This window comes from Pseudoalteromonas xiamenensis (genome assembly GCF_030994125.1).
Classification (GTDB): domain Bacteria; phylum Pseudomonadota; class Gammaproteobacteria; order Enterobacterales; family Alteromonadaceae; genus Pseudoalteromonas; species Pseudoalteromonas xiamenensis_B.
Genome location: NZ_CP099917.1, coordinates 2,128,288 through 2,152,701, shown reverse-complemented (window position 1 = coordinate 2,152,701; position 24,414 = coordinate 2,128,288). Strand labels below are relative to the sequence as shown.

General features: G+C 45.8%; 23 protein-coding genes. 19 read left to right on the top strand and 4 right to left on the bottom strand.

Annotated elements, in window-relative coordinates; translation table 11 throughout:
- Window positions 1-13: 13 nt before the first annotated feature.
- The 8 genes from NI389_RS10000 to NI389_RS09965 all read left to right on the top strand — a co-directional run bounded on the left by NI389_RS10000 (window position 14) and on the right by NI389_RS09965 (window position 8,003).
- Window positions 14-310: a DUF6482 family protein gene (locus tag NI389_RS10000; RefSeq protein ID WP_308359687.1), complete on the top strand. Its 297-nt coding sequence runs from the start codon at window positions 14-16 to the stop codon at window positions 308-310.
- A 91-nt stretch (window positions 311-401) separates the two neighbouring features.
- Complete coding sequence (locus tag NI389_RS09995; protein WP_308359686.1) at window positions 402-1,175, top strand: DeoR/GlpR family DNA-binding transcription regulator; 774 nt, start codon at window positions 402-404, stop codon at window positions 1,173-1,175.
- Between the two features lie 38 nt (window positions 1,176-1,213).
- Window positions 1,214-3,034: a glutamine--fructose-6-phosphate transaminase (isomerizing) gene (gene glmS / locus NI389_RS09990; protein WP_308359684.1), complete on the top strand. Its 1,821-nt coding sequence runs from the start codon at window positions 1,214-1,216 to the stop codon at window positions 3,032-3,034.
- Between the two features lie 225 nt (window positions 3,035-3,259).
- Complete coding sequence (locus tag NI389_RS09985; protein ID WP_308359683.1) at window positions 3,260-4,159, top strand: LysR family transcriptional regulator; 900 nt, start codon at window positions 3,260-3,262, stop codon at window positions 4,157-4,159.
- 138 nt (window positions 4,160-4,297) lie between these two features.
- Window positions 4,298-4,894 (top strand): NAD(P)H-dependent oxidoreductase, encoded by a 597-nt coding sequence (locus tag NI389_RS09980; protein ID WP_308359682.1) that lies wholly within the window; start codon window positions 4,298-4,300, stop codon window positions 4,892-4,894.
- Window positions 4,895-4,907: 13 nt separating this feature from the next.
- Window positions 4,908-5,660: an SDR family NAD(P)-dependent oxidoreductase gene (locus tag NI389_RS09975; RefSeq protein ID WP_308359681.1), complete on the top strand. Its 753-nt coding sequence runs from the start codon at window positions 4,908-4,910 to the stop codon at window positions 5,658-5,660.
- A 97-nt stretch (window positions 5,661-5,757) separates the two neighbouring features.
- Window positions 5,758-6,903: a low temperature requirement protein A gene (locus tag NI389_RS09970; protein WP_308359680.1), complete on the top strand. Its 1,146-nt coding sequence runs from the start codon at window positions 5,758-5,760 to the stop codon at window positions 6,901-6,903.
- A gap of 158 nt (window positions 6,904-7,061) precedes the next feature.
- Window positions 7,062-8,003, top strand: a complete 942-nt coding sequence (locus NI389_RS09965) for a catalase (RefSeq protein ID WP_308359678.1) — start codon at window positions 7,062-7,064, stop codon at window positions 8,001-8,003.
- Between the two features lie 105 nt (window positions 8,004-8,108).
- Here the strand turns inward: NI389_RS09965 and NI389_RS09960 are convergent, their stop codons facing one another.
- Window positions 8,109-10,655: a M9 family metallopeptidase gene (locus NI389_RS09960; RefSeq protein ID WP_308359677.1), complete on the bottom strand. Its 2,547-nt coding sequence runs from the start codon at window positions 10,653-10,655 to the stop codon at window positions 8,109-8,111.
- Between the two features lie 649 nt (window positions 10,656-11,304).
- On the opposite strand from NI389_RS09960, the gene NI389_RS09955 reads away from it, so the two are divergent.
- The 4 genes from NI389_RS09955 to NI389_RS09940 are packed head-to-tail and all read left to right on the top strand — an operon-like array spanning window position 11,305 to window position 12,898.
- Window positions 11,305-11,868 (top strand): RNA polymerase sigma factor, encoded by a 564-nt coding sequence (locus NI389_RS09955; RefSeq protein ID WP_308359676.1) that lies wholly within the window; start codon window positions 11,305-11,307, stop codon window positions 11,866-11,868.
- Window positions 11,855-12,217 carry a DUF3619 family protein gene (locus NI389_RS09950; protein WP_308359675.1) on the top strand — a complete coding sequence of 121 codons (363 nt, stop codon included), beginning with the start codon at window positions 11,855-11,857 and terminating at the stop codon, window positions 12,215-12,217. Before NI389_RS09955 ends, NI389_RS09950 begins: the two co-directional genes overlap by 14 nt.
- The gene (locus NI389_RS09945) at window positions 12,195-12,473 is read left to right on the top strand and encodes a hypothetical protein (RefSeq protein ID WP_308359673.1); all 279 of its coding nucleotides are present in this window, start codon (window positions 12,195-12,197) and stop codon (window positions 12,471-12,473) included. The genes NI389_RS09950 and NI389_RS09945 overlap by 23 nt, the downstream gene beginning before the upstream one ends.
- Window positions 12,461-12,898 (top strand): DUF3106 domain-containing protein, encoded by a 438-nt coding sequence (locus tag NI389_RS09940; protein WP_308359670.1) that lies wholly within the window; start codon window positions 12,461-12,463, stop codon window positions 12,896-12,898. The genes NI389_RS09945 and NI389_RS09940 overlap by 13 nt, the downstream gene beginning before the upstream one ends.
- A gap of 17 nt (window positions 12,899-12,915) precedes the next feature.
- On the opposite strand, the gene NI389_RS09935 is transcribed toward NI389_RS09940, so the two are convergent.
- Together NI389_RS09935 and NI389_RS09930 are read right to left on the bottom strand one after the other, a co-directional pair.
- Window positions 12,916-13,797 carry a hypothetical protein gene (locus NI389_RS09935; protein ID WP_308359668.1) on the bottom strand — a complete coding sequence of 294 codons (882 nt, stop codon included), beginning with the start codon at window positions 13,795-13,797 and terminating at the stop codon, window positions 12,916-12,918.
- Between the two features lie 171 nt (window positions 13,798-13,968).
- Window positions 13,969-14,604 carry an EF-hand domain-containing protein gene (locus tag NI389_RS09930; protein WP_308359666.1) on the bottom strand — a complete coding sequence of 212 codons (636 nt, stop codon included), beginning with the start codon at window positions 14,602-14,604 and terminating at the stop codon, window positions 13,969-13,971.
- A gap of 254 nt (window positions 14,605-14,858) precedes the next feature.
- On the opposite strand from NI389_RS09930, the gene NI389_RS09925 reads away from it, so the two are divergent.
- The 7 genes from NI389_RS09925 (at window position 14,859) to NI389_RS09895 (ending at window position 22,006) form a co-directional block, all read left to right on the top strand.
- Window positions 14,859-15,716: a mechanosensitive ion channel family protein gene (locus tag NI389_RS09925; protein ID WP_308359663.1), complete on the top strand. Its 858-nt coding sequence runs from the start codon at window positions 14,859-14,861 to the stop codon at window positions 15,714-15,716.
- Window positions 15,717-15,727: 11 nt separating this feature from the next.
- Window positions 15,728-16,555: a magnesium transporter MgtE N-terminal domain-containing protein gene (locus NI389_RS09920; protein WP_308359662.1), complete on the top strand. Its 828-nt coding sequence runs from the start codon at window positions 15,728-15,730 to the stop codon at window positions 16,553-16,555.
- On the top strand, window positions 16,552-17,886 hold the full coding sequence (locus NI389_RS09915) for a magnesium transporter (RefSeq protein ID WP_308359660.1): 1,335 nt from the start codon (window positions 16,552-16,554) through the stop codon (window positions 17,884-17,886). The genes NI389_RS09920 and NI389_RS09915 overlap by 4 nt, the downstream gene beginning before the upstream one ends.
- Before the next feature lie 275 nt (window positions 17,887-18,161).
- On the top strand, window positions 18,162-18,938 hold the full coding sequence (gene deoC, locus NI389_RS09910; protein WP_308359659.1) for a deoxyribose-phosphate aldolase: 777 nt from the start codon (window positions 18,162-18,164) through the stop codon (window positions 18,936-18,938).
- Between the two features lies 1 nt (window position 18,939).
- Complete coding sequence (deoD, locus tag NI389_RS09905; RefSeq protein WP_308359657.1) at window positions 18,940-19,641, top strand: purine-nucleoside phosphorylase; 702 nt, start codon at window positions 18,940-18,942, stop codon at window positions 19,639-19,641.
- Between the two features lie 278 nt (window positions 19,642-19,919).
- Window positions 19,920-20,957, top strand: coding sequence for a flavin reductase family protein (locus NI389_RS09900; protein WP_308359655.1), 1,038 nt, complete (start codon window positions 19,920-19,922; stop codon window positions 20,955-20,957).
- Window positions 20,954-22,006, top strand: coding sequence for a fatty acid desaturase family protein (locus NI389_RS09895; RefSeq protein WP_308359653.1), 1,053 nt, complete (start codon window positions 20,954-20,956; stop codon window positions 22,004-22,006). The genes NI389_RS09900 and NI389_RS09895 overlap by 4 nt, the downstream gene beginning before the upstream one ends.
- Window positions 22,007-22,083: 77 nt before the next feature.
- On the opposite strand, the gene katG is transcribed toward NI389_RS09895, so the two are convergent.
- Entirely contained in the window at window positions 22,084-24,291 is a 2,208-nt protein-coding gene (gene katG / locus NI389_RS09890; protein ID WP_308359652.1) for a catalase/peroxidase HPI, read from the bottom strand.
- Between the last annotated feature and the right edge of the window lie 123 nt (window positions 24,292-24,414).

The following is a 24,414-nucleotide window of genomic DNA, read 5'->3' as shown; positions in this document are numbered from 1 at the left end:
CAGAGGTACTTGTATGAATCACGCACACTTTGCAGCTTTAGTTGACAATCCCCTCTATACACCAATAGTTACACATTGTAGTGAAGCGACGCACTATTTTATTGGGGTGATAGATAACCGAGGAAATCATTACTGGTTAGCAGATGACAATGGCGATCCAATTTCGTTTGCTTCGCTGAAACAAGCCCAACAAAGTCTTTTGGACTTTAACCTGAGTGCGGCTTTCTTTGAAATGCATAATCCCGATACGGAAATGGTTGGCGGATTTGCTGACATTACCAGCTATATGCCTATATACCTTTCGAAATGAAACAAAAAATCACCAAAGATCGCTTGAAAATGTGACTAAGTTTCGTTTAAAATCCAAAAACTTTCGAAACGAAACTTATTTGATCCCATCGATGACTAAACGCAACACGCAACAACGACGCCATACAATTTTGTCTTTAGTGAATGAGCAGGGCGAAGTGAGTGTCGAGGCGCTAGCCGCAGAATTTGCGACCTCAGAAGTAACGATCCGCAAAGACTTAACCGCGCTTGAGCAAAGTGGTTTGTTGCTTCGTCGTTATGGTGGCGCTGTGGCACTGCCACAAGAAATCGTGGCAAAAAGTGACGAAAAACGCGATTCATTACGCAAACAAGCGGTTGCAAAGGCAGCGGCAGATCTCATTAAAGATCATAACCGCATCATTATTGACAGTGGTAGAACAACCGCTGCGATGATCCCAATGCTGATTTCAAAGCGAGGATTAGTGGTGATGACAAATGCTATCAATGTCGCTAACCGTTTGCTTGAACTCGAGAATGAGCCAACCTTATTGATGACTGGTGGCACGTGGGATCCGCATTCCGAATCTTTTCAAGGGCAAGTCGCAGAGCAAGTTTTGCGTTCTTATGATTTTGATCAGCTCTTTATAGGTGCGGATGGCATTGATGTTGAAAGAGGTACTACGACCTTTAACGAGCTGGTTGGTTTAAGCCAAGTTATGGCGGAATCCGCGCGTGAAGTCATCGTCATGGTTGAGTCCGATAAAGTAGGTCGAAAAATCCCGAATTTAGAATTACCTTGGCATAAAGTGACGACGCTTATCACTGACAACAACCTAGACAGCAGAACGCGTCTAGCGATTGAGAAGCAGGGCGTCACAGTAATATGTGCTGATGTGAACGAATAGCCGAAAGGCTCACACAACGTGCAAATAATGGAGAAATTATGTGTGGAATCGTAGGGGCGGTCACTGAACGTCCAGTAAACAAAATTTTAATCGAAGGCTTAAAGCGCCTTGAATACCGCGGTTATGATTCCGCAGGTGTTGCGCTTGCAGACAACGGCCAACTTCACACGGTAAAAGCGGTAGGTAAAGTAGCGAACCTAGAAAATGCGCTCACGCATGCGGGCGTGAAAGGAACGACAGGTATTGCACATACCCGCTGGGCAACGCACGGTGGTGTTACAGAAACGAACGCGCATCCACACGTTTCAAAGAATCACATCGCGCTCGTTCATAACGGCATTATTGAAAACCACGCAAGTTTACGCGAAGCGCTGAAGGGTGATGGATATGAGTTTTTGTCGGATACCGACACAGAAGTCATGGTTCACCTGATTCACCAATTGCGCGAACAACACACCTCGTTACTTGCGGCGGTGCAAGCGGCAGTAAAACAGTTTGAAGGCGCATACGGCACGGTGGTTTTTGATAAAAACAATGCCGATGAAATCATTGTGGCACGTTCTGGCAGCCCACTGGTGATTGGTTTAGGTCTTGGTGAAAACTTTATTGCGTCGGATCAACTTGCCCTGCTTGCGGTCACCCGCACGTTTATCTTCCTAGAAGAAGGTGATGTAGCGCGTGTTACACGTGAAACAGTTGAAATCTACAACAAAGCGGGTGAACGTGTTGAACGTGAAATCGTCGAGTCGACCATTCACCAAGACAACACCGGTAAAGGCGAATACCGCCATTACATGTTAAAAGAGATTTACGAGCAACCAGTTGCAGTACGTAACACGTTGGAAGACCGCTTAGAAGGGTCGCGCGTGGCGGTGAAAGCGTTCGGAGAACGCGCCACTGAAATTTTTAAAGATGTGAAACACGTCCAAATCATCGCATGTGGCACGTCATACCACTCAGGCATGGTTGCGCGTTATTGGCTAGAGCAATTTGCGGGTGTAAGTTGCAACGTTGAAATTGCGTCTGAATTCCGTTATCGCCAATCGTTTGTGCATGAAAACAGTTTGCTGGTGACCATTTCACAATCGGGTGAAACGGCCGATACGCTTGCAGCATTGCGTCTTGCAAAAGAGCAAGGCTACATGGCTTCAATGACGATTTGTAACGTCCCAGGTAGTTCGTTGGTTCGCGAATCAGACTTAGCGTTTATGACCAAAGCCGGTGCTGAAATTGGCGTGGCATCCACAAAAGCCTTCACGACTCAGTTAGTTGGTTTGTTGATGCTGACTGCTGCAATCGCCCAAGAAAAAGGCATCGATGCAACACATATCGTGAATGCGGTTAAGTCACTGCCATCGAAACTGGAAGAGGCGTTGACGCTGGCTGGTGGCATTGAAACGCTTGCTGAAGAATTTGCAGATAAGCACCACTCTCTGTTTTTAGGCCGTGGTTCACAATACCCAATCGCAATGGAAGGCGCGTTAAAGCTGAAAGAAATTTCATACATTCACGCGGAAGCCTACGCGGCGGGTGAATTAAAACACGGACCATTGGCGTTGATTGATGCTGACATGCCAATCATTGTTGTTGCACCAAACAATGAGCTATTGGAAAAGCTGAAATCCAACGTTGAAGAAGTTCGTGCTCGTGGTGGCATTATTTATGTGTTTGCGGACAAAGAATCGCATTTCGAGTCTGATGAGACTATGCGCGTAATGAACGTCAATCACGTTGAAGATGTCATTGCCCCAGTTGTCTATACAATCCCACTGCAACTTCTATCTTATTACGTAGCAGTGATTAAAGGTACAGACGTAGACCAACCTCGTAACCTCGCTAAGAGCGTGACAGTAGAATAAAAAAGAGGCGCGAAAGCGCCTTTTTTGTAACTTAGGAATAAAGTTTCATACCAACTTGCAAATCGCAAAGCCGACTCTCATGTCGGCTTTTGTCATTTTAGTACCATTGCTAAGTTGAGATAGATCGGAAAGAAAGAGTCGATGGCTAAAAGTAGGATGCTCATTACAATTAGTAATCAACTAGTGATATAGTGATTTAGTATGGTAATGATTAGGTTGATATATATGATCAATTCAGAGTGGTTGAAAACTTTTAGCATACTTGCTGACACTGAGAACTTCAGAAAAGCAGCGAACATTTTGCATATGACTCAACCTGGCGTTAGTCAGCACATATTGAAGTTGGAGCAACATTTAAATCAAACACTTATCATCAGAGACGGAAAGTCGTTTGAAATTACTCCAAAAGGCCTTGAGGTTTTACTCTATGCAAGAGATTTGTTAAAAAACGAACAATTGCTGAAAGAGAGGATTAGTGACGTAGATCCCTATAGAGGTATATGCAGATTATCGATGCCTGGTGGTGCCGGAAATCTTATATACCCATGGCTGCTTGATCTTCAAGTTAAGTTCCCACAGCTTAAGATTCACATAGAGTTTAACCCTACTAAAATGGTTGAAAGCCGCGTTTTAAGTAATGAGTGTGATATTGGTCTGGTAACTCATGAAATAAATAGTTCGCTATGTGACAGTGAACCTTTTCTTGCAGAAAAATTATGGCTGGTATTACCTAAAGGGGTTGAACCAACTAGCTTTGAACAACTTCAAAAAATAGGCTTTATCGATCATCCTGATGGAAAAAAAATGGCGGAAAAAGTTCTGCCGTATTTATTCCCTAAAGAATACTCTACTGCTGACTCACTTTGTGTTTCTTCTTATACGAATTCGGCTCCCAAAATTTGTCACCATGTCGCTGAAGGCCTAGGTTATACCGTTTTAGATGAATTCATGGTACGCCTCAGCCCTGTGTTCGACAAACTCAATATAGTGAATTCTGAAAATGTTTCGTCCGACGAAATCAATTTCATCTACAAAAATCAATGGCCCCTACATCCTCGAAACCGCTACGTCATGGACTATCTGGCGGAGCGAGTAAAGTTATATTCAAACAACCTGCGTACATAAATATAAAGGATTTCAATTGATGCTCTATCGATAGCAAATTGTTATCACACTAATATCAATTGATAATTATATTTTTTTGATAATCCTCGCTAAGCTTTCAGTGTTCTCACTTAGACCAAACATAATTGTGGAGGCTTTATGAAAAATGCTTTAATTATCAATGCACATCACCCATATCCTTTCTCAGAAGGAAAGCTCTCTGCGGAACTTGTCCGACGAATTGAAAATAACTTACTCGCGAGAGGGTTCGATGTAGAGCACACAAAAACATCTGTTGATTATGATGTTGATCGTGAGCTAGAGAAGCATCGCTGGGCCGATTTGATTATTATCCAAGCGCCATTGAATTGGTTCAGTATTCCGTGGTCTATGAAAAAATACATGGACGATGTTTATACCGCAGGGCTTGATGGCAGGGTCTGTAATAGCGATGGAAGAATTGTAGAAAAGCCGAAAGAAAACTATGGTACCGGCGGTACGCTTAATGGCAAAAAATTGATGCTTTCAATGACTTTTAACGCACCAGAAGAAGCATTTGATAATCCAACTGAATTTCTCATGCAAGGTAAAAATGTAGAAGATTTGATGTTGCATATGCATGTGAATTATCGTTTTCTAGGTATGGAATCATTACCGACATTCGTTTGCTATGACGTGATGAAAAACCCTTCAATTGAGGAAGACTTCGTTCGCCTTGAGGCACACCTCGATCATTATATCCATGCTACGCGATAATTTTGGAGGCTTTATGAAATACGTATTAATTACGGGTGCTAGTTCTGGAATCGGACTTGCCATGTCACATGAGTTTGCTCAGAAAGGTCACAACCTGATCATTGTCGCAAGGAGTGAAGACAAGTTACTACAGCTTAAGCAGTCATTGATATCTGAGTATGGTATAGATGTTCAGGTCAAAGCGGTTGATTTATCAATATCAGGTGCTGCGCAAAGTCTTTACGACCAATGTAAAAAATTCGAAGTAGAGGTTTTGATAAACAACGCAGGTTTTGGCGATTTCAGCAATATCTGGGATATGAATTTAGAGAAAGCAGAGAACATGCTGAATCTAAATGTAAATGCTTTGACAATGCTGTCGTTAAATTATGTGCGTGACTATCATGACAAGCCAGCAACACTTATCAATGTTGCTTCTATTGGCGGTTACAAAATGTTCCCCACAGCGGTCACTTACTGTGCAACTAAGTTTTTTGTATCGGCATTTACTGAGGGTATTGCTGAAGACCTAAAGGTGGGCAATAAACAAATGAAGGCAAAAGTACTCGCGCCAGCTGCGACAGCGACAGATTTCTTCAATCAAGCATACACAAATGCTGGCTTAGAAGCAGAAGCTGCAACAGATCGATCTCAATATACGCCAGCATCCGTTCTAGCTGACTACACCTATCAGTTATATCAAAGTGATCAAGTTGTAGGCTACGTAGAAAATGAACAGCTAATTTTGCAAGGGCCTAAGTTCGACTTCGTTGCTAACAAATTGTAGTGACTCTCTGTTGTTTAGCTGGATTTGAGCTAAGGTCGCTAATGTGCCTTAGCTCGCTTTTTGATAGAACGAAGTAGTATTGGTGTAGGAGGAGATTATGAAAAATGACCTTAACCAGGATAAAAATGAACTAAGGGTATCCACTCTGGAGCTCTTTTTCGATTTGGTCTTTGTGTTCACTATTACGCAACTTACTGTCTTTGTAGAGCATCATTTGTCATTAGTTGGAATATTAAAAGCTACAGCAATTTTCACGCTGCTGTATTGGATGTACAGCGGATATTCTTGGTTGACCAATCAAGTTCCTCCAAACGCCCTTTCAAGGAGAGTTTTGTTACTTGGTGGTATGGCAGCATTTTTAACTTGTGCCCTAGCGATTCCAAATGCTTTTGACAAAAGTGCTTTAGCGTTTGCAGTGAGCTATTCATTGGTCGTCTTGGTGCATTCCTGCCTTTACGCTTTGGAGCACCGAGCTACTGTGTGGCGCTTTGTGCCTTTTAACCTTATTGGGGCAATATGTTTGATTGCTGCTGCATTTACAAATGAGAGTATACAGGTGGCTTTGTGGGGAGTAGCTATTGGGCTACTGTTTTTGGTCACTGCACTGCTAGCAGGAAACATCAGCGATCAGAAAAGTTCAGGTTACAACCTGCAACCAGGACACTTTGTCGAACGTCATGGATTGTTGCTAATCATTGCCTTTGGTGAATCGATTATTGCTATTGGCATTGCATTAGGTAGGGTCGAATTTACACCTATAGTATCCTTTTCCGCATTACCGGGCTTGGGATTGATTTCTTCATTGTGGTGGTTATTTTTCACATCGGACCAAGTATGGTCCGAGCGTAGACTTCATGCCGCACCAGTAAAAGATAAAGTGCGTCTTGCTCTGCTAGGGTATTATTTTACGTTTATTCCCATCATGCTCGGGATCGTTTGCTTGTCGGCAGGGCTTGGACATGCGGTAAGCCATATTACTCATACTCTACCATCTGAATTCGCATTGTTGCTCGGTTCAGGCACAGCTCTATATTTATTGGGTATTTCTGCGTTTAGGGGCGTATTCGATTTACACCCTGTCTTCATAAGGGTAGTAGGCGCTATTTGTGCAATTGCAACATATTGGGCTGGAGTTGGTTGCTCTGCTCTTATCCAGGTAGCTCTGTTGATTATCATTGTTATGCTTTTAATTTTCGTTGAATCCTGGTTTCCTGAAACGCATAGTGACCGCATGACTTACTGATGAAATCAATGTGCTCCACAACGTGGAGGTTTTATGCAGGCTTATAATAGTAACCATGGTGAATCGTCACCAACATTCTAGACATTTATCAACCCGAATCTCTGAATGATTTATCTCTGCGCTCCGGTCTTTTCAATGTCATCAATTTGGAGAGAGCAATGAACGCAATCGTTTTGTTACTGATAGCGGCTGTACCTTTTGGGGTAGCAGCAAACCAAGTCGACCCGAACGCGGCTATCAGTGCGTTTGAAAAGAAATTTGGGGTGTCTGAAGGCAAACGCCGTAATCACACGAAAGGGCTATGTTTTGTGGCTACGTTTACGGCAACCCCTGAGGCTGCCAAGTACACGGTGAGTCCTATTTTTAGTGGTGAACCTATCGCAGTCGTGGGACGCTTTTCTCATCCGGGCGGAAACCTTCATAGTGAGGATGCGAAGACCAAAGTGCTGGGGATGGCGCTGGATTTTCGTTATAACGACATTCATCATAAAATGGCGATGTTGAACGTGCCATTTTTTTCAGTCCCCACGCCTGAGGCGTTTGTTGAACAATTGACGATTACGCCAGCAGAACGAGAGGCATTCAAAGCAAAGTACCCTTCAGTTGGGCAATTTGAACAGGCGCTGGTTGAGCGTGTAGCCGGTTCCCATGATTACTTTGAGCAATATTACAACAGCATTCATACGTTCTATTTAGTAAACAAAGCGAAAGAAAAGCAACCAGTACGTTGGACTTTTTATTCGCAGACTATGCAGGCGTTGGCGGATGGTGCTACGCTCAATTTTGAACAGCAAGCCGAGCAAAAATTGGCGTTAGGTCCGGTGACAATGGACATGATTGTGTCTTTCCCTCACGAGTCAGACAAGCTCAATGACCCGACGTACCAGTGGGTAACTTCTGGTGAACGGGTTCATTTTGGTCAGTTACACATTACAGGGCTTGGAGCGGATTGTGAGCCTGTAAATTTTGACCCGACAATGGTAAGCCCTGGGTTTGAATTATCAGATGATCCTGTGTTGAGATTTCGTTCCCCAGCTTACGCAATATCCTTTGGGAAGCGCCTATCTGAGGCGGCAAAGCTAACGCAAAAACGCGAGTAAGCGTTTTGCGCAGGCAAGGGGTTGGTTGTCAGAAATACCGTGTTCTCACATGACAAAAGAACCTGCTTTGAAGCGGGTTCTTTTTGTGTGCGAGAACTAGGTGATTTAGTTCATCTTAGTGAGTAAAGCCGCACCACTGTGCTGCCCCGTTACCATGAGATAGTGCCAGCCTGAATTTGGGCTGCTGATAGTTATACTATCGTTATTGCTGCCTGCAGCTGTTGATAGGTGATCATAGCTACTGGTGTTCGGCCAACCGCCTGCTTTATGATACATTGTCAGGTCACCTGTGCCATGGCCACCCGTAAACGCCAAGGTTGACTTGCCAGCGGGTACCCAAATAGACAAGTAGGCTGTACGGCTGCCATCAAGGCAAATGGTGTTGTCAGGTGTAAGGTTGCCAGAACTGACCGGATTTTGAGAGGTGCAGGCATTGTCAATGGTTGAGCCGCCATTGTCACCACCCGTTTCCATCCAGCTTGCAGTCAGTTTCACATCGGTCATCGCTTGATTACCGTACGGACTCACCATGATGTGCCAACGACCAGACTGTGGCGTGGCAATACTCACGGTTTCATTGCTGCCCGATTTCCATGGGCGAAAGTCATAGTCCGTGCGAGTTGCTTCACGACCGAACTTGACGTGTAAATCCGCATCTCCCGATGTACCGCCACTGGTTTGGATCACCAAATTGGTCGCGCCTGCAGGCACGTCCACGAAATACGCAGGTAGCTCTGTACCATTTGAGTTTACCGTAACGGATTGATTGTTTTTTAACGATCCAGCGTGGTCATTGCCATTATCATCATTACTTTCAACGGTTTGTAGCCAGCTTTTGAAACCACTGTTGTACTGTGTACCGAGATTTGCGAGGTAACTATCAAATCCAACGTAGTCACCGTCACGCAATTCGACGAGCATTCCATCAATATCGGCGCGGTGCTCTTCAAACAAATAGCGAACGGCTAAATAGCCCCAATCGTAGATGCGTGTTGAATCATGGACTTTATACTTGGTTTGAAACAGCTCACTGAGGTTGTATGTACTCTTACGCGCTTGCACAATCGCTTTGTCATTACGGTTTTTCTTCGACACGTATTCCGCTAAACCTTCTCCCCACCAGACGGTATTGTGGTTTTCCCCATCCTTATAATTGCCTTTCTTGTTGAAACGTCCATCTAAATAATGAACGTACTCGTGTTCTAAATTCCAAACGGTAAATTCAGGAAGCCATTCCGCTTCATGTGCCATGAAACGAGGTACGTTGCCTTGCACGGAAGGGTTACCTTCTAAATAAATCCCACCGTTGTCTGTGCTGTGGTTGAATAAAATGGCGGAATAAAATTTGTAATCCGTAGAATTGTTGTAAATAACAAGCTCAAGGGTGGAATTGAAATCGTCCGCAACAGGCACATTTCCCGTGTTTAACTTATTATGAAAATAGGTTTCTTGCGCTGCGAGATCACTACAAATCCCGACTAATTGTTCGTTGGTCAGTTCTTGTGCGCGCACTCTCAGGGTTGACGAACAGCTATAGGTAATTGGCAGTACTGTGGCTTCGAGAGTTTGCTTATAGTTACAAATATTGTAGTAATTACAGTTGTTGCCATCATGGTAATCCACTTGACCGGCCATGTTAAACCACGCTTTGCGATGATTACCTGTCATGCTGTTTGCGGTTAAAAAGTCGCGCACGAGGACTTTCGTTTGTTGGTAGGTTTGTCCACCCACACCTAAGAGTCGCGCTAGTTCTGAGGCTGCATCGTTATATTGGTATTCGTTTTTATGGCCAATCAAATGCTCGTTGTTGGTTAAAAAGTCACTGAGCGCAGTAACCAAAGCACGATCTTTTTCTACAGCAGCTTTAAATGCACTGTCGCTGCCGCCGCGGTAAAACAACGTTAACGTTTTGGTTAGTAGGCGTTGCATATCAGAGCCCCAATTCACATCGTAACGCTGTAACCAACCTATACCCGCTTGAATATACCGGCTACGCCAACCTTCGACATACATCAAAATCATCGCTTCTTTGACATTAAATGCATTTACACTATCGGTATTGAAATAATTTGGGTTGGCAACCAACGCGTCTAAAAAGTTTTGCATTGCAGACGTTAAGTTTGTGCCACGATTATTGCTAACTGCCCACAAGCCGACGCGCAGATAGTTAATAAAATTGCGCAAACCATTGCTGTCGGTGCCATTGTATTGCGTAGCTAAGACTTGCGCGCGTTGTGCAACCGCAACCAGAGTGGCTTGATCAAACAGCGATGTTTTAAGACTATCTGCAACCGCCCACATGTTGTTTTCAAAACAGGCGTAGTCGCGGTTCGTTTCTAACAAATCAATACGCTGTTGGCCGCTCACCGCGGCCAATTGTGTTGGTGTTAAGCAGATGGCTGCGGCAGTACTGTTTTCATTACGTAAAGAGGATGTCAGGTCCGCACGAGTGACGTGTGTATGGACATGACTCATTTGATCTTGCGCTTCAACGTGTTCGAGTTGTAAAGGAGTTATCCCTAATGTTGGCGCTCGCAGGTATTCAGGCATGTTCTCTTGATTGTAAGCATGGCTTGGGTGTTCATTCGCAGATGCAAGTGAGCTACAAAAAGCGGCACTTGCGATAGCGAGACTTAGCGATATTTTTTTCATTATGTGTACTCTGGTTATTAGCAAAACAGTTCTTGTTGTTGGGAAATAGCAACGTAAAAAACCTACGTTGATGGTGTGTGCCTAAAAACTGCACAGGACACAATGTATACAATATAAAATATATTGTGAAGTTTTATTTCTTTTTTCTTTACATTGTCTTTACAGAAAGATGAATTTTTTGGAGTGATTCACTGATATTGAATAAGATGTTTTGTTTGGATAGTCGTGCGGCAGCACCGAATAACACGAGAACGAGCGTGTTAGATAAGAGATTGGTTTTAAGTCTTTGAAATAAAGTTCTTTTGTTTGTAAGTGCGCGTTTGGTTACAAGGCTGAAGATCGTAGTCCCTCTGGTGCGGATTAAGGGTTCAGTAACTTATGTTGATGTTATTCGACTATATAATTGGTCAGTGAAGCCTCTTCATTGAGGGTCTCATGAGACCTGATGTGTCTTTTTCAGCAAGCAAGTTTGGGCATGCTGTATCCAAAACCCAAAAAGTAAATCACAAATCATTGCGATATCGGCAACGCAAAAAATTTGCGTTGTATTGTCAACCGAACGCTTTGCGGAACGTTATAAGGTGTAGAAACGCGCAATTTTCAGTCTTTGTGATAGGATAAAACAACAATTCAACACGTTAGCACCAGTATGGTATCCAATCATGCATCGACACAGACTTTCCCTGTGAGCATGGACGCATTTTTACAGCAGGTCGAACGCAAGGGCTACCGGATGGCGGAAATGGCGCTAGGTAGTCATGCCGACGCATTGGATGTGTTGCAAGAGGCGATGACGAAATTGGTCATCCATTACAGTGACAAACCTTGCGAACAGTGGAAACCATTGTTTTATAAAATTTTGCAAAACGCGATCCGAGATTGGCAGCGCCAGCAAAAGTTAAAAAACATGCTGTTTTTCTGGCGCAACCAAGACTCCGATGATGAAATGGATTGGCCCGACAACGCGGATTCGCCGTTAAGTGAGCCGGATGAACAATGGGCAAAGGCGGAACAACAAGCACAATCACTGACGGTACTGAAAGCGTTACCTACGCAGCAACAACAATGTTTTTTATTGCGCAGTTGGGAAGGGCTCTCGGTAAAAGAAACGGCGGACGTAATGGGGTGTTCGGAAGGAAGTGTGAAAACGCACTACTCGCGTGCAGTCGCTAAATTAAAAGTCGTATTGGAGGGGCAAGATGACAAAGGATAATCAAGAACCGCTCGAGCAGCAGATGATCCAAGCCCTTGATGCTCACAACGCGCAAATGAGTGATAAAACGGTGCGCGCTATTCGCGCGGCACGACAAGAGGCGCTTGCAGCACGTTCTCAACGAAAACCTCACTGGTTTATGCACCCCGTAACCTATTCGATAGGCCTGAGTTTTGCGGTGTTGTTTGCCGTGCTGTTGTGGCCCAGTTGGCAGTCACAATCCGTGCCGTCAATCACAGTAATGCCAAATGTGGCGAGTGCAGATGTGCCATCGGAAGATTTGGCGTTGTTGGAAGATCTTGAGTTTGCAACGTGGTTGGCGGCAAATGAAAACCAACAGATACTTTAATTTTATGAGTGCGTCGCTGATTTGCGTGGCGATACCGTGTGTAGGACAAAATGACCTCAAGGTTAAGCCCGAATCACCTATTGTTAATGAATCGACACCAAGCAAAGCCTTTTTAATGTATCTCGCTGAGCTTGAACGAGTGAATGAAGAATGGGTCGGTCCACTCGATATGGACGCATTACTTGAGCAAGAGAACAAACGTAGAGATGAGGTGGATGTGAAGTGTGATAGGAGTAAAAACGAATGCAAAAAATAATGTGTTTGTGTTTTGCGCTTTTCTTGTCAGCATCGTCTTTTGCATCAGACAGTTGGCAATCATTGAGTGCAAGCGAGCAACAGGTGCTTGCAGAATTTAAGTCCGGTTGGTCAGCACTGTCGAGCCAAGAGCAAGAAACGCTTCGACTTGGTGCAAAACGTTGGTTGTCGATGGATGAGCAACAGCGCCAACAAGTGAGTGAACAATACAAAACGTGGGAGGCGATGCCCGCGGAAAAGCGTCAAGCGTTAAGCGAGAATTTTAAACGCTTCAAACAGTTGCCCTTGGCGGAACAACGTAAAATTCGTGATGCGCACGCTAAATTTAAACGTTTGCCGATAGATAAGCAAAAGCAGCTACGAGAGCAATTTAAACGAAGTCGCCAAAATAACCCTGTGCGTCCGCCCAAACGCGGTGGGCACTAATGTATCCGTATGTTGGGCTAGAATTGATAGCCCAACATGACCGAAAAAGCATCATCACTGTAATCACTGTTAAGTGGATACGCGTAACTGGCGGCAAGAGACCAATCTGAAGCAAATCCGTAGGTTACAAACACACTCAGTTGGCCTGAGTTTTCATCGCGATAACCCCCTTCAAATTGCTGACGACGAACGGTGGCGGGCTGCCTTGTTCTGGGTGTACGAGTCGCTCGAATTTGCGTTTGCGAATGATCTGAATCTAGTACTTGATCCCAATACATACTGCTTCCGAGATACAGACTTTGTGATTGGGTTATTTCAATCCAATAGGAGGCTGTAAGGCCAATCGAAGCTGTTACGCTCGCACTGTCTTCCTCTGTACGGGTGGTTACATTACGATCTTTTGTTGCTACGGAGTCTATTTCGTATTCGCCGTAACTGAGCCCCACATCGAGTCCGAAATACCAATTTGTTATCGGGAATTGATATTGTGCAGCAATACTGATGCTTGGTGAGGCGGCGCTACTGGTGAACAACTCTCGAGCGTCAGGGCGTAAAACGGCCACTTCATCACGGTAACGTGCAACATTAAGCGAGTAAGACCAAGCATCTTGGTAAAAACTCAGTGTACTGCTTAGGTGTTTGGTCTCGAGGTTGGTACTTAGACGCTCGTTGAAAGGCTCGTTGCCAGATGCGCGACCAACATTAAAAGACCATTGCCATTGGTCGTTAAGCTCGAAACTGGTCGTGAGTGTGCTGCCAGTTGCATCGACCGTGGCCGTCGTATCGAGCACATTATGCGTCTGTTGGCTTTGGTCATAACTGACGTAAAACTGATGGGCAAATACGTAGGTAGGCAGCATGCCGAGGCTGAGCGCAAAGAGTTGTGATCCAAAACGCATGGTGTAGTCAACAATTCAGATAATAGGTTGATTAGTCTATATCAATTTTATGAATTTAGAGAAGCGTGTCGTGAAAGGGCGAAGCACGGACAGGTTGATGTCGAGAGATGGTCGGCGTTGAGGGGTTAAAGAATGGGGAAAAGCAAGCAAACTTGCTTTTCCGTTTGACGATTACTCTTCGTCGTCGAGCAACTCTTCAGCACATTGTTTTACTGCGTGTTTTGTGGCTTTTCTCACTTCGGCCGCCGCAGTAAATTCTTCAAGCGTGACTTCACCGTTGCTGTCCGAATCCATTGTCGTAAACGCACTTTCTATCTGCGTTTGCATATGTGTTTGTAGCTCTTCAAGCGTGATACCGCCATCCGAATTTGCGTCGATAACTGCAAACTTGGCTTCAGGCGAAGTAAATTTGCTTGCCTCAGGTACAACAATGTTGTCATCTCCCGATTCAGCTTTTATCGCTGCGACACATTCGACTAATGCGTCAGCAATCGCTGAATAGTCGTGGACATGGGGTTTTGCTGCTAAATACTCTTCTAAACTTATTGCACCACTGGTGTCGCTATCCGCGCGAGTCAGCTTTTTCTGCGCTTGGTCCGCGATATTCGCGGTCATTTCATCAAGTGTAATGGCACCACTTTCATCTGCATCAAGGTGTTTAAATTTGCCCGAAAGGCGATGTTCACCGCCTTTTTGTTTACCCTGGTGTCCTCCACGGGCTTCGTGATTGTCCGCGTACGCCGCATTCATTCCACCCACGGCAAGTAATACAACACTAAGATTTAATAGGCTTTTTTTAAAATTCATGAGGTTATCTCCTGTTATGATGTGTCATAAGCGTCACAATCTATAAAACGGGTGACCGCTCATTCGGTTGACACGTCAAAGGCGTTTTTTTGAAAGTTTTTTTATTTATTTGTTTTTATAAGGATTTTTTTATTCATTCGAACCAAAAAGGGTGTGCAATTTCTGGACAATACATCATCCAGTCATCACAATAGGATGAGAATAGCGCCTCTCGATGGCGAGTCGATGCTTAACTAACTGTTTCGGAGGCGCGAATGGAAAGTGCTCAAAATACCAATGATTGGCAAAGTATTCTGGCGGGTAGCTATGAACACCTTGTTTATCAAATCGTTAGCTACTTGCCGCAAGTGACCGCGGTGTTGGTTTTGTTACTCATCGGATGGCTGGTGGCGTGGTTACTCAGCAAAGTGACCGCGGGCTTCCTTGCGTTTACCAATCGCGCAGCGATTGGGTTTAGCCAAAAACTGCACTCTGATAAGCCGTTTCAACTTCGCCCCAACCACATGTTGCTTATTAGTCGGGTCGTTTTTTGGCTTACGATGATGTTCTTTTTCGCGGCAGCGGCGTCTTCTCTTGGGTTAGATTTTTTTAGCGGCTGGTTAGCGTCATTGTTTGGCTATTTACCTAAGCTTATTGCTGGTGTGCTTATCATTATCGGCGGCTATTTAGCTGGCAACGTGATAAGCGTGATGGCGCGAGCGAGTGCGCAGTCGATAGGTTTTTCGCGTGTCGACACCGCTGCTCGTGTTGCAAAACTCATTGTGCTCTTCACCGCTGTCGTTATTGGTGTTGAACAACTGGGTATCAATATTCAGTTCGTGACACATTTGGTTATCGTGCTTACAGGTGTGATGTGTTTTGGTATTGCGCTTGCGTTCGGACTTGGAAGCCGAGATTTAATCGCAAACACGGTGGCCGCACGCCAAGTACTTCGCCATTGCCGGGTCAATGACCAAATTGAGATTGCAGGTCTGTCTGGTAAGTTAACGGAAATTACCGGAACAATGGTCGTGATTGAAACCGAAAAAGGCCGCACACTGATCCCCGCCAGTGTTTTCCTTCAACAGCCTTGTTCGGCGCAAGCCGCGTCAGTTAACGAATCTTCACAGTAGAGGAAGCGGCTATGTCTTCATTGTCATTAAAACTCGCACAGCATTTTTTGCAAGAAGAACCCGCGGGAGCAGCGCGGCGGTTGGAGCTGCAATCGCCTGAGGTCGCGGTTGAGCTGATCAAAACGCTGCCTTTGGAAGCGGCAATAAAGGTACTGAAAGTAACGCACCCGAGTTTTGCCGCGGAGTTGTTTATGCACATCGATGATGTTGAGGCAACGCGTTGGCTCGATGCATTGAATACGACAGACATCGCCGCCATTTTTAGGCATCTAGACGAACCTTTTTTTGCACAAAAACTCGCGCTTTTGTCTCTCAAAAAACAAACTTTATGCAAAATGTTGGTGAGTTACCCAGAATACACGGTTGGCGCTTGGATAGAAGCTTCGACGTTGGTTTTGGATGACAAAATGAGTGTAGAAGAGGTGTTGCTACGACTTAAAAAGCGCCGTTACCAAGGCAGTGAACGTCTGTTTGTGCTGAATGCGGAGCGTAAGTTGGTCGGTCAAGTATCTTTATACGATGTACTCAGGTTATCACCCCATGAATCGATTGCAGCAACGATGCGCATGCAAAGTGATGCGCTAAGTGGTGTGACCGAGTTGGCCGCGGCACTGCAATCGCCATTGTGGAAGCAAACGGACTGTGTTGCTGTTGTGAATCGAACGGGCGAGTTTATCGGTGTTCTTCAACATCATCGTCTGCGAGCAGCACTCAACCGTTTTCAACGAGATAACCAACAAACGTTTGATACGCCTGATTTAGTTGATGCTTATACACGTTCAATAGCGAGCTTGTTTGAGTTAGTCATGCCTTCCACAGGACAAGGAGCTAAATCATGACACTTTCGATTGCTAAACTCGACTCGGTTGCAGAACAACTTAGCGAGACCTTCTTAAGCCATTATCCACTTAAAAGCGCGCAGCATTTGGCGTCGTTACTGCCTAAAGAAGCAGCAACATTGTTGGAAAGTCAGCCCATGCACGTAGTCTTGCGAGTGTGGAAATACTTAACGCCAAATGTGTCAGAAGCGCTCTTTCAGGCCTTTCCCTTGGCATTTCAAGTGACCTTTATTGCCGAGCTCGAAAGCCATATTGCCATAGGTTTGCTGCATAAATTTGAGCCTGAACGTCAGTCTGCCTTATTGAATCAACTGCACGAAACCCACGCAGACATAAGCCAAGAATTAAGCGATTTACTGGAATACCCTGAGAATACCGCTGCGCGAATGATGAGTTGCCATGTGCAGGCATTTTATGGCGATTTGACCGTGCGTGATGCTATGTCGCAGCTCAAAAATCAGAGTCGCCCCGTGGCTGACGTGATATACGTACTCAACAGTGCTCGAGAAGTCGTCGGCGAGATCACACTGAATACGCTGGTAGCCAGTGTGTCGACACAAACCCTCGCAAACCTTGCCAGCCCAGTGAAAGCACGGTTGAACGTCATGGATCATAAAGACAGTGTCATCGAATTGTTTGAAGGTCTGCGTTGCAGAACACTGCCTGTGTTTGATGCGCATATGCAATTAGTTGGGCAAGTGCGCTTTTTCGATGTGTATCAATCCACCAAAGAAGAACTCGCGAGTGATATGCAGACGATGGTGGGGGCTAGTAAAGATGAGAAGGCTTTGTCGAGTAGTTGGTTTGCGGTAAAAAAACGTTTACCGTGGCTGCAAATTAACTTGCTCACAGCCTTTGCGGCGGCGGCCGTCGTCGGCGCGTTTGAAGGGTTGATTGCGCAAGTCACGGCGCTGGCCATTTTATTGCCCGTTGCGGCGGGTCAATCGGGTAACGCGGGTGCACAAGCCCTAGCGGTAACGATGCGCGGGTTGACGTTGCGTGAAATATCCACAAGACAGTGGTATCAAGTGATGATCAAGGAAATGTTTGTGGGCTTGATGAATGGCGCAGCCATCGCGGTCACGTGTGGACTTGGCGTGTATTTGTGGAGTCAATCCATTGGCTTAGCGGCAGTGATTGCGCTGGCCATGATTTCATCGTTAGTCATCGCTGGTAGTTCCGGGGCTATTGTGCCGATCGCGCTCAAAAAATTTGGCTTAGACCCTGCGCAATCGTCGTCGATCGTGTTGACTACCATCACAGATATTGCTGGATTTATGTCGTTTCTTGGAATTGCTCTGTTGCTATCTGACTTTCTTCCCAAAGGATAATACGCCGTAGCGAGCGCTACGTGTTTGTCGGTGTTTCGATACTTTGCGCTAGCGCAACAAAGCATGACTTTAGTAGCATTTTGGTGGCTATTTTCTAAATGGTCGGTTTAAAATGCAGGCGGTTTAAACGGATTTGAATTACCACGGTAAGTCTTCAAGGAACCAAGTCCACTCATGTTCTTAGAACGGATGAGTGGGATGAGTATTATCGAGGCAAGTTTGCCTGCTCCCTTTCGTTGTTCTGGGATCATTCTTTTCATGGTAAGGAGAAAAGCATGGCCTTAAACACTTTATCAGATCATGACGCGGCGCTGATTGCGTTACGTTGCATGGATTTAACGTCGTTAAATGAGAACGATACAAACGAGCAAATTTCTCAACTGTGCGCGCAAACTAACCAAAAAGCAGGGCATGTCGCGGCGGTATGTGTGTATTCGCAATTTGTTCAACTCGCAAAACAAACCCTAGGTAACGAGGTATTTGTTGCGACTGTCACCAATTTCCCACATGGCAATCCAGATGTAGACAGTGCGGTTCGTGAGACCGCAGACGCGGTAAAAACCGGTGCGGACGAAGTCGATGTGGTCTTTCCCTACCGCGCGCTTTTGGCTGGCAATGAGCAAATTGGCTTTGAGCTAGTGTCTGCTTGCAAGCAAGCTTGCGGTGAGCGTGTTCTATTGAAAGTGATCATCGAATCAGGTGAGTTGCAAACCCCTGAAGCCATCCAAAAAGCCAGTGAAATTGCCATTCGCGCAGGCGCGGATTTCATTAAAACCAGTACGGGTAAAGTGTCAATCAATGCGACCTTGGACGCGGCTGAAATTATGTTGAAGGCAATTCAAGTCAGCGGTAAACCGGTCGGGTTTAAAGCCGCTGGTGGTGTGAGGACGGTGGCCGAAGCTCGCAAATACATTCAACTCGCTCAGCACATCATGGGGGCAGATTGGGTCTCGCCTGCTACATTCCGTTTTGGTGCGTCAGGGCTATTGAGCGACGTACTGCAAGTGCTTGGCTCAGCTGCACAGAACACCACCACACAGACGGGGTACTAAAATGGCAACGCCACACATTCAAGCTGAGCTAGGTGCGTTTGCTGATACGGTATTACTGCCAGGCGATCCGTTGCGTGCTAAGTTTATCGCTGAAACCTATTTAACCGATGTGGTGCAAGTGAATGCCGTACGCAACATGCTGGGTTTTACGGGGTATTACAAAGGTAAACGAGTCTCTGTGATGGGGACTGGGATGGGGATCCCTAGTTGCGCACTTTACGCCACAGAGCTGGTGACGCATTTTGGGGTTAAGCATCTTATTCGCGTGGGCAGTTGCGGAACGGTACAGGACGACATCGCATTGGGCGACATCGTCATTGCGATGGGGGCTTCTACGGACTCTAAAACCAATCGACAGCGTTTTGCTGGGCATGATTTCGCGGCGTTAGCCGACTTTTCTTTATTGAATCGGGTGGTGACAACGGCACAACAACACGCCATCCCAATCCGCGTTGGGAATGTGTTTTCGTCTGATCTGTTTTACACACCCGAACCCGAAATGTTTGACGTTATAAAACGCATGGGTGTATTGGGTATTGAAATGGAGGCGGCGGGGCTGTACGGCGTAGCAAGTTTTTATGGAGCAAAAGCGCTCACGTTGTTAACGGTGTCCGATCACATTACGCAAGATCTGCACGCCAGTGCTGAAGCTCGTCAAAAATCCTTCAAACAAATGATAGAGTTAGCGCTTGAAAGCGTCTAAGTTTCGATGCGGTTGAGCAAATTAAAGGCTTCTTTTTGAAGCCTTTTTTCTCTTCAATGCAGTACCCTTCGGGTATTTCCCATCTCTGTTCGTCAAATCATTATGCCAACCTGAACCTTCCACTTTTGCCACTTCTCACGGTGTTTTTCCGCCGGTTTGGTCACTGCTCGGATACATTGAAGAGTTTTTACTCTAATCACCGTTGCCATTTTGAAATTTTGGCGTACACTTGTGCGCTGAGTGAGCTTACAAGTGTACGCTGAAATAAGGCACATGCTATGATTGATACAATGACGCAGTGGTTTTTGCACCACCAACAACTGGCTGGGTATTTAGAGCCTATCATGCAACGGTTTAAGCCTGCGTGGCGGGCAGGGTTTTACCGTGCAGAAGTCGCCTGCATTGAACCAATAAATGAAAAATACCTTGAACTTTGGTTAGCACCAGAGTCGACTTGGCCTATTCATAAGGCAGGTCAACACCTTGAGTTAACGGTTGAAATGAATGGTCAACTGCGTACTCGAGTGTTTACCATTGCCAGTTCTCCCGAGCAATATCGTGCATCTGGGTTAGTTCGATTGCTTATCAGAACGCATGAGCTAGGTCGCTTTACGCCTCACTTAACCACGTATTTAGCCAGTGAAAGCTGGTGTAACATTTCAGCACCTCAAGGGACGTTTCTGTTTCCCCAAAGGAAAATGGGATCGACGCTCATGATTGCAGGAGGCTCAGGGATCACGCCTTTCTTAGCCATGTTGTCGCAACATTTAAGTGAAGCGTGTAATCCCGTCAAACTCATTTATATCGCTCGCACCGGCGAACATCTAGCAGAAAAAGAACTCAATGCACTTGCTGCGCGTTTTGCGCATTTTTCCTATTTTCCGATTGGGCGTGCTGAGTTTAAGCCACTGACGCATTACCTTAACGATCTCGATGCCCCGGTGGTTTTCTGTTGTGGACCACAAGCGGTAATGGAGCAGGTTGCAACGCAGAGTCTTGCAGCAAACGTAACGTACTTTGATGAACCTTTTGGTTTGGCAACGCACATCAATATGGCTGAGCGCACCGAGCACGTCGTGAAAGTCGCTCACAATCAGTATGCTGTGGACAATCAACGCTCGTTGCTTGATCAATTAGAACAACAACATGTTTCGGTAAGGCGAGGGTGTGGTATGGGGATTTGTCATCAATGTCAGTGTGTTAAGAAGCAAGGTCTAGTTCGAGACATGCGTACTGGCGCATTGTCGGATGCCGGTGAATCGTTAATTCAATTGTGTGTTGTGCAAGCGGTGACGGACGTGGAGATTGCGTTATGAACGAACAAAACTTAATCGCTTTTGCCAAAGAACTTGATGACATCAAGGCCTCGACGTTAGCGAAAGTAGGTCAAACGGATGCAGACTACATTCGTCGTGTCGTTCGTCGTCAACGTTATTTTGAATGGAGCGGACGTATACTGTTAGTCGCCGGTTTTTGGATGCCTTGGTTGTGGGCGGTAGGTGTTATTTTGCTTGCTCTGGCTAAAATTCTCGACAACATGGAAATCGGTCATAATGTCATGCATGGGCAATACGATTGGATGAACGACAAACAGCTTAACTCGAAAACCTACGAATGGGACATTGCATGTGATGGGCAAAGCTGGAATCGCGTACATAATTTTGAGCATCACACCTACACCAATATCATTGGTAAGGACCGAGATTTTGGTTACGGTTTGCTGCGTTTATCGAATGATTTCCGTTGGCGCGTGAAGAACTTGTGGCAGTTTGTGACCTACCTTTTATTGAGTGTGTTGTTTCAATGGGGTGTGTCTTATCACGAACTGGCCGCTGAGCGTGTTTTTATGGGGAAGAAAAAAGCCAATCGCGATGGCAAAGTGTCGCATGAAGAGCTTAAGCGACGTTTCTTCAGCAAAGGGGCAAGACAGCTAGTCAAAGATTATGTGCTCTTTCCCTTATTAGCTGGACCTGCATTTCTTTGGGTATTAGGCGGGAATTTGCTGGCTAATTTACTGCGCAACGTGTGGACTTCAACCATCATCTTTTGCGGTCACTTTACTGAGGCTGTGCAAACCTTCAAAGAAGCGGATTGCGTAAATGAATCACAGGGTCAATGGTATTTCAGACAGGCATTGGGGTCGTCGAATTTACAAGGTAAGCACTGGTTTCATGTGTTAACAGGACACCTCAGTTGCCAAATCGAACATCATTTGTTTCCAGACATGCCTTCGTCACGGTATCAAGAGGTTGCGCCTCAAGTGCAAGCGGTGTTTGCAAAATACGATGTGCCCTACAACACAGGCCCTTTTTGGCGTCAATATACGTCGGTCTTAAAACGTATTTTGCGTTATTCATTTCCATAACGAAGATAAGAAAAGGGCACATAGTGCCCTTTGTTTGTTACCCATTAGGAGAGTGGGTAGATGTTGATACCGTAAAATTAAATGTCGAAACGATCGGCGTTCATCACTTTATTCCAAGCTCGAACGAAATCATTAACGAAACGTTCGTTCGCATCGCTTGCCCCATATACTTCACTGAGTGCACGCAATTGTGAGTTTGAGCCAAACACGAGGTCGACGCGTGACGCTGTCCATTTGATTTTACCCGAGTGAATGCAGCGGCCATCAAACGTTTGTTGTGCGTCATCTTTCGCAAACCATTTCGTTTCCATGTCTAATAGATTCACAAAGAAATCATTACTCAAAACGCCAGGACGAGGTGTTAGTACCCCTAAGCTCTGCGCGTTATAATTGGCGTTGAGTGCGCGTAAACCACCGACCAGTACGGTCATTTCAGGAGCCGTAAGGCCTAACAGTTGCGCTTTATCTAACAGCAACTCTTCGGCAGAAAACGTGTACTGCTGTTTTTGATAGTTACGGAATCCGTCAGCAATGGGTTCAAGAACCGAGAACGATTCTGCGTCCGTTTGCTCTGCCGTTGCATCGGTACGACCTGCTGTAAAAGGAACTTCAAGGTTAATACCGCCTAACTGGGCGGCTTGTTCAATCGCTGCGGCACCAGCGAGCACAATCAGATCCGCAAGAGACACTCGTTTGTTGCTTTCTTGGGCATGGTTAAATTGCGTTTGTACTTTTTCGAGCGCCGCTAACACTTGAACGAGTTGGTTTGGCTGATTCACTTCCCACGTATTTTGTGGTGCAAGTCGAATACGAGCGCCGTTTGCACCACCTCGGCTGTCTGAACCTCGGAAGGTTGAGGCGGACGACCAAGCTGTATAGATCAAGGCATGAGGTGCGATACCGGTGTTGAGTATGGCTTGCTTCAGCGCCTTAATGTCGTGTGCATCAATTAAATCGAAGTCTCGAGCTGGCACTGGATCTTGCCAAATCAACTCCTCAGTGGGTACTTCAGGGCCTAAGTAACGTACTTTTGGTCCCATGTCGCGATGAGTCAGTTTAAACCACGCGCGTGCAAAGGCGTCGGCAAATTGATCTGGGTTGTTCAAGAACCGTAAAGAAATTTCGCGGTAAATCGGGTCCTCACGCATGGCCATATCGGCTGTAGTCATCATGATCCCAACTCGTTTGGACGCGTCTTCGACGTCTGGTGCGTGATGTTCTGGTTTTAAATCGATAGGAACCCATTGTTGTGCGCCAGCAGGGCTCTTTGCGAGTTTCCATTCGTAGCCAAAAAGCACCTCAAAGTAGCCATTGTCCCATTGGGTAGGATTCGGTGTCCAAGACCCTTCAATGCCACTGGTGATAGTGTCACTGCCATGGCCTTTTCCGTGTTTGCTTGTCCAGCCAAAGCCCATTTCTTCCAATGGCGCGGCTTCTGGTTCTGGCCCAACGAGCGCGGCATCGCCTGCTCCGTGGCATTTACCAAACGTATGGCCGCCAGCCGTCAATGCAACGGTTTCTTCGTCGTTCATCGCCATTCGGGCAAAGGTTTCCCGAATGTCTTTCGCGGAGGCGAGAGGGTCAGGGTTGCCATCTGGCCCTTCAGGGTTTACATAGATTAAACCCATTTGTACCGCCGCGAGCGGGTTATCTAGGTCACGTTCACCGCTGTAACGCTCGTTATCAAGCCACGTGGATTCTGCCCCCCAATAAACGTCTTCTTCAGGTTCCCAAATGTCTTCACGGCCTCCCCCAAACCCAAATGTTTTCAACCCCATAGTTTCAAGGGCTACGTTACCCGCAAGAATAAACAAGTCAGCCCAAGATAAACGGTTGCCATATTTTTGCTTTACTGGCCACAGTAAGCGGCGAGCTTTGTCTAAATTAGCGTTATCTGGCCAGCTGTTGAGTGGTGCGAAGCGTTGATTACCTGTTGATGCGCCACCTCGTCCGTCACCTGTACGATAAGTCCCCGCCGCGTGCCACGCCATGCGGATCATAAATGGGCCATAGTGACCATAGTCGGCAGGCCACCAAGCTTTTGAATCGGTCATCACATTCGCTAAGTCTTTTTTTACCTCAGCAAAATCAAGTGAATTAAACGCGTCAGCGTAGTTGAACGTCTCACCTAATGGATTAACTTTCGTGTCATTTTGATGAAGGATGCGGAGATTCAGTTGATTTGGCCACCAATCGACATTTTTGGTACCCGACCCGCCTAGGCGCGTGTTGCCGCCGTGCATAAAGGGACATTTTCCACTCGAATTTGTATTGTGTTTATCCATCGTTAGATCCTTACCGTTTATTGGTGACAGTGTGCAATGTTTCGAATTGCGCAATTTATAGCCTACACTATAGGGCAGGATTTGTGAGAAGGATAACGACTTAACTAGATTGTATTAATCTAA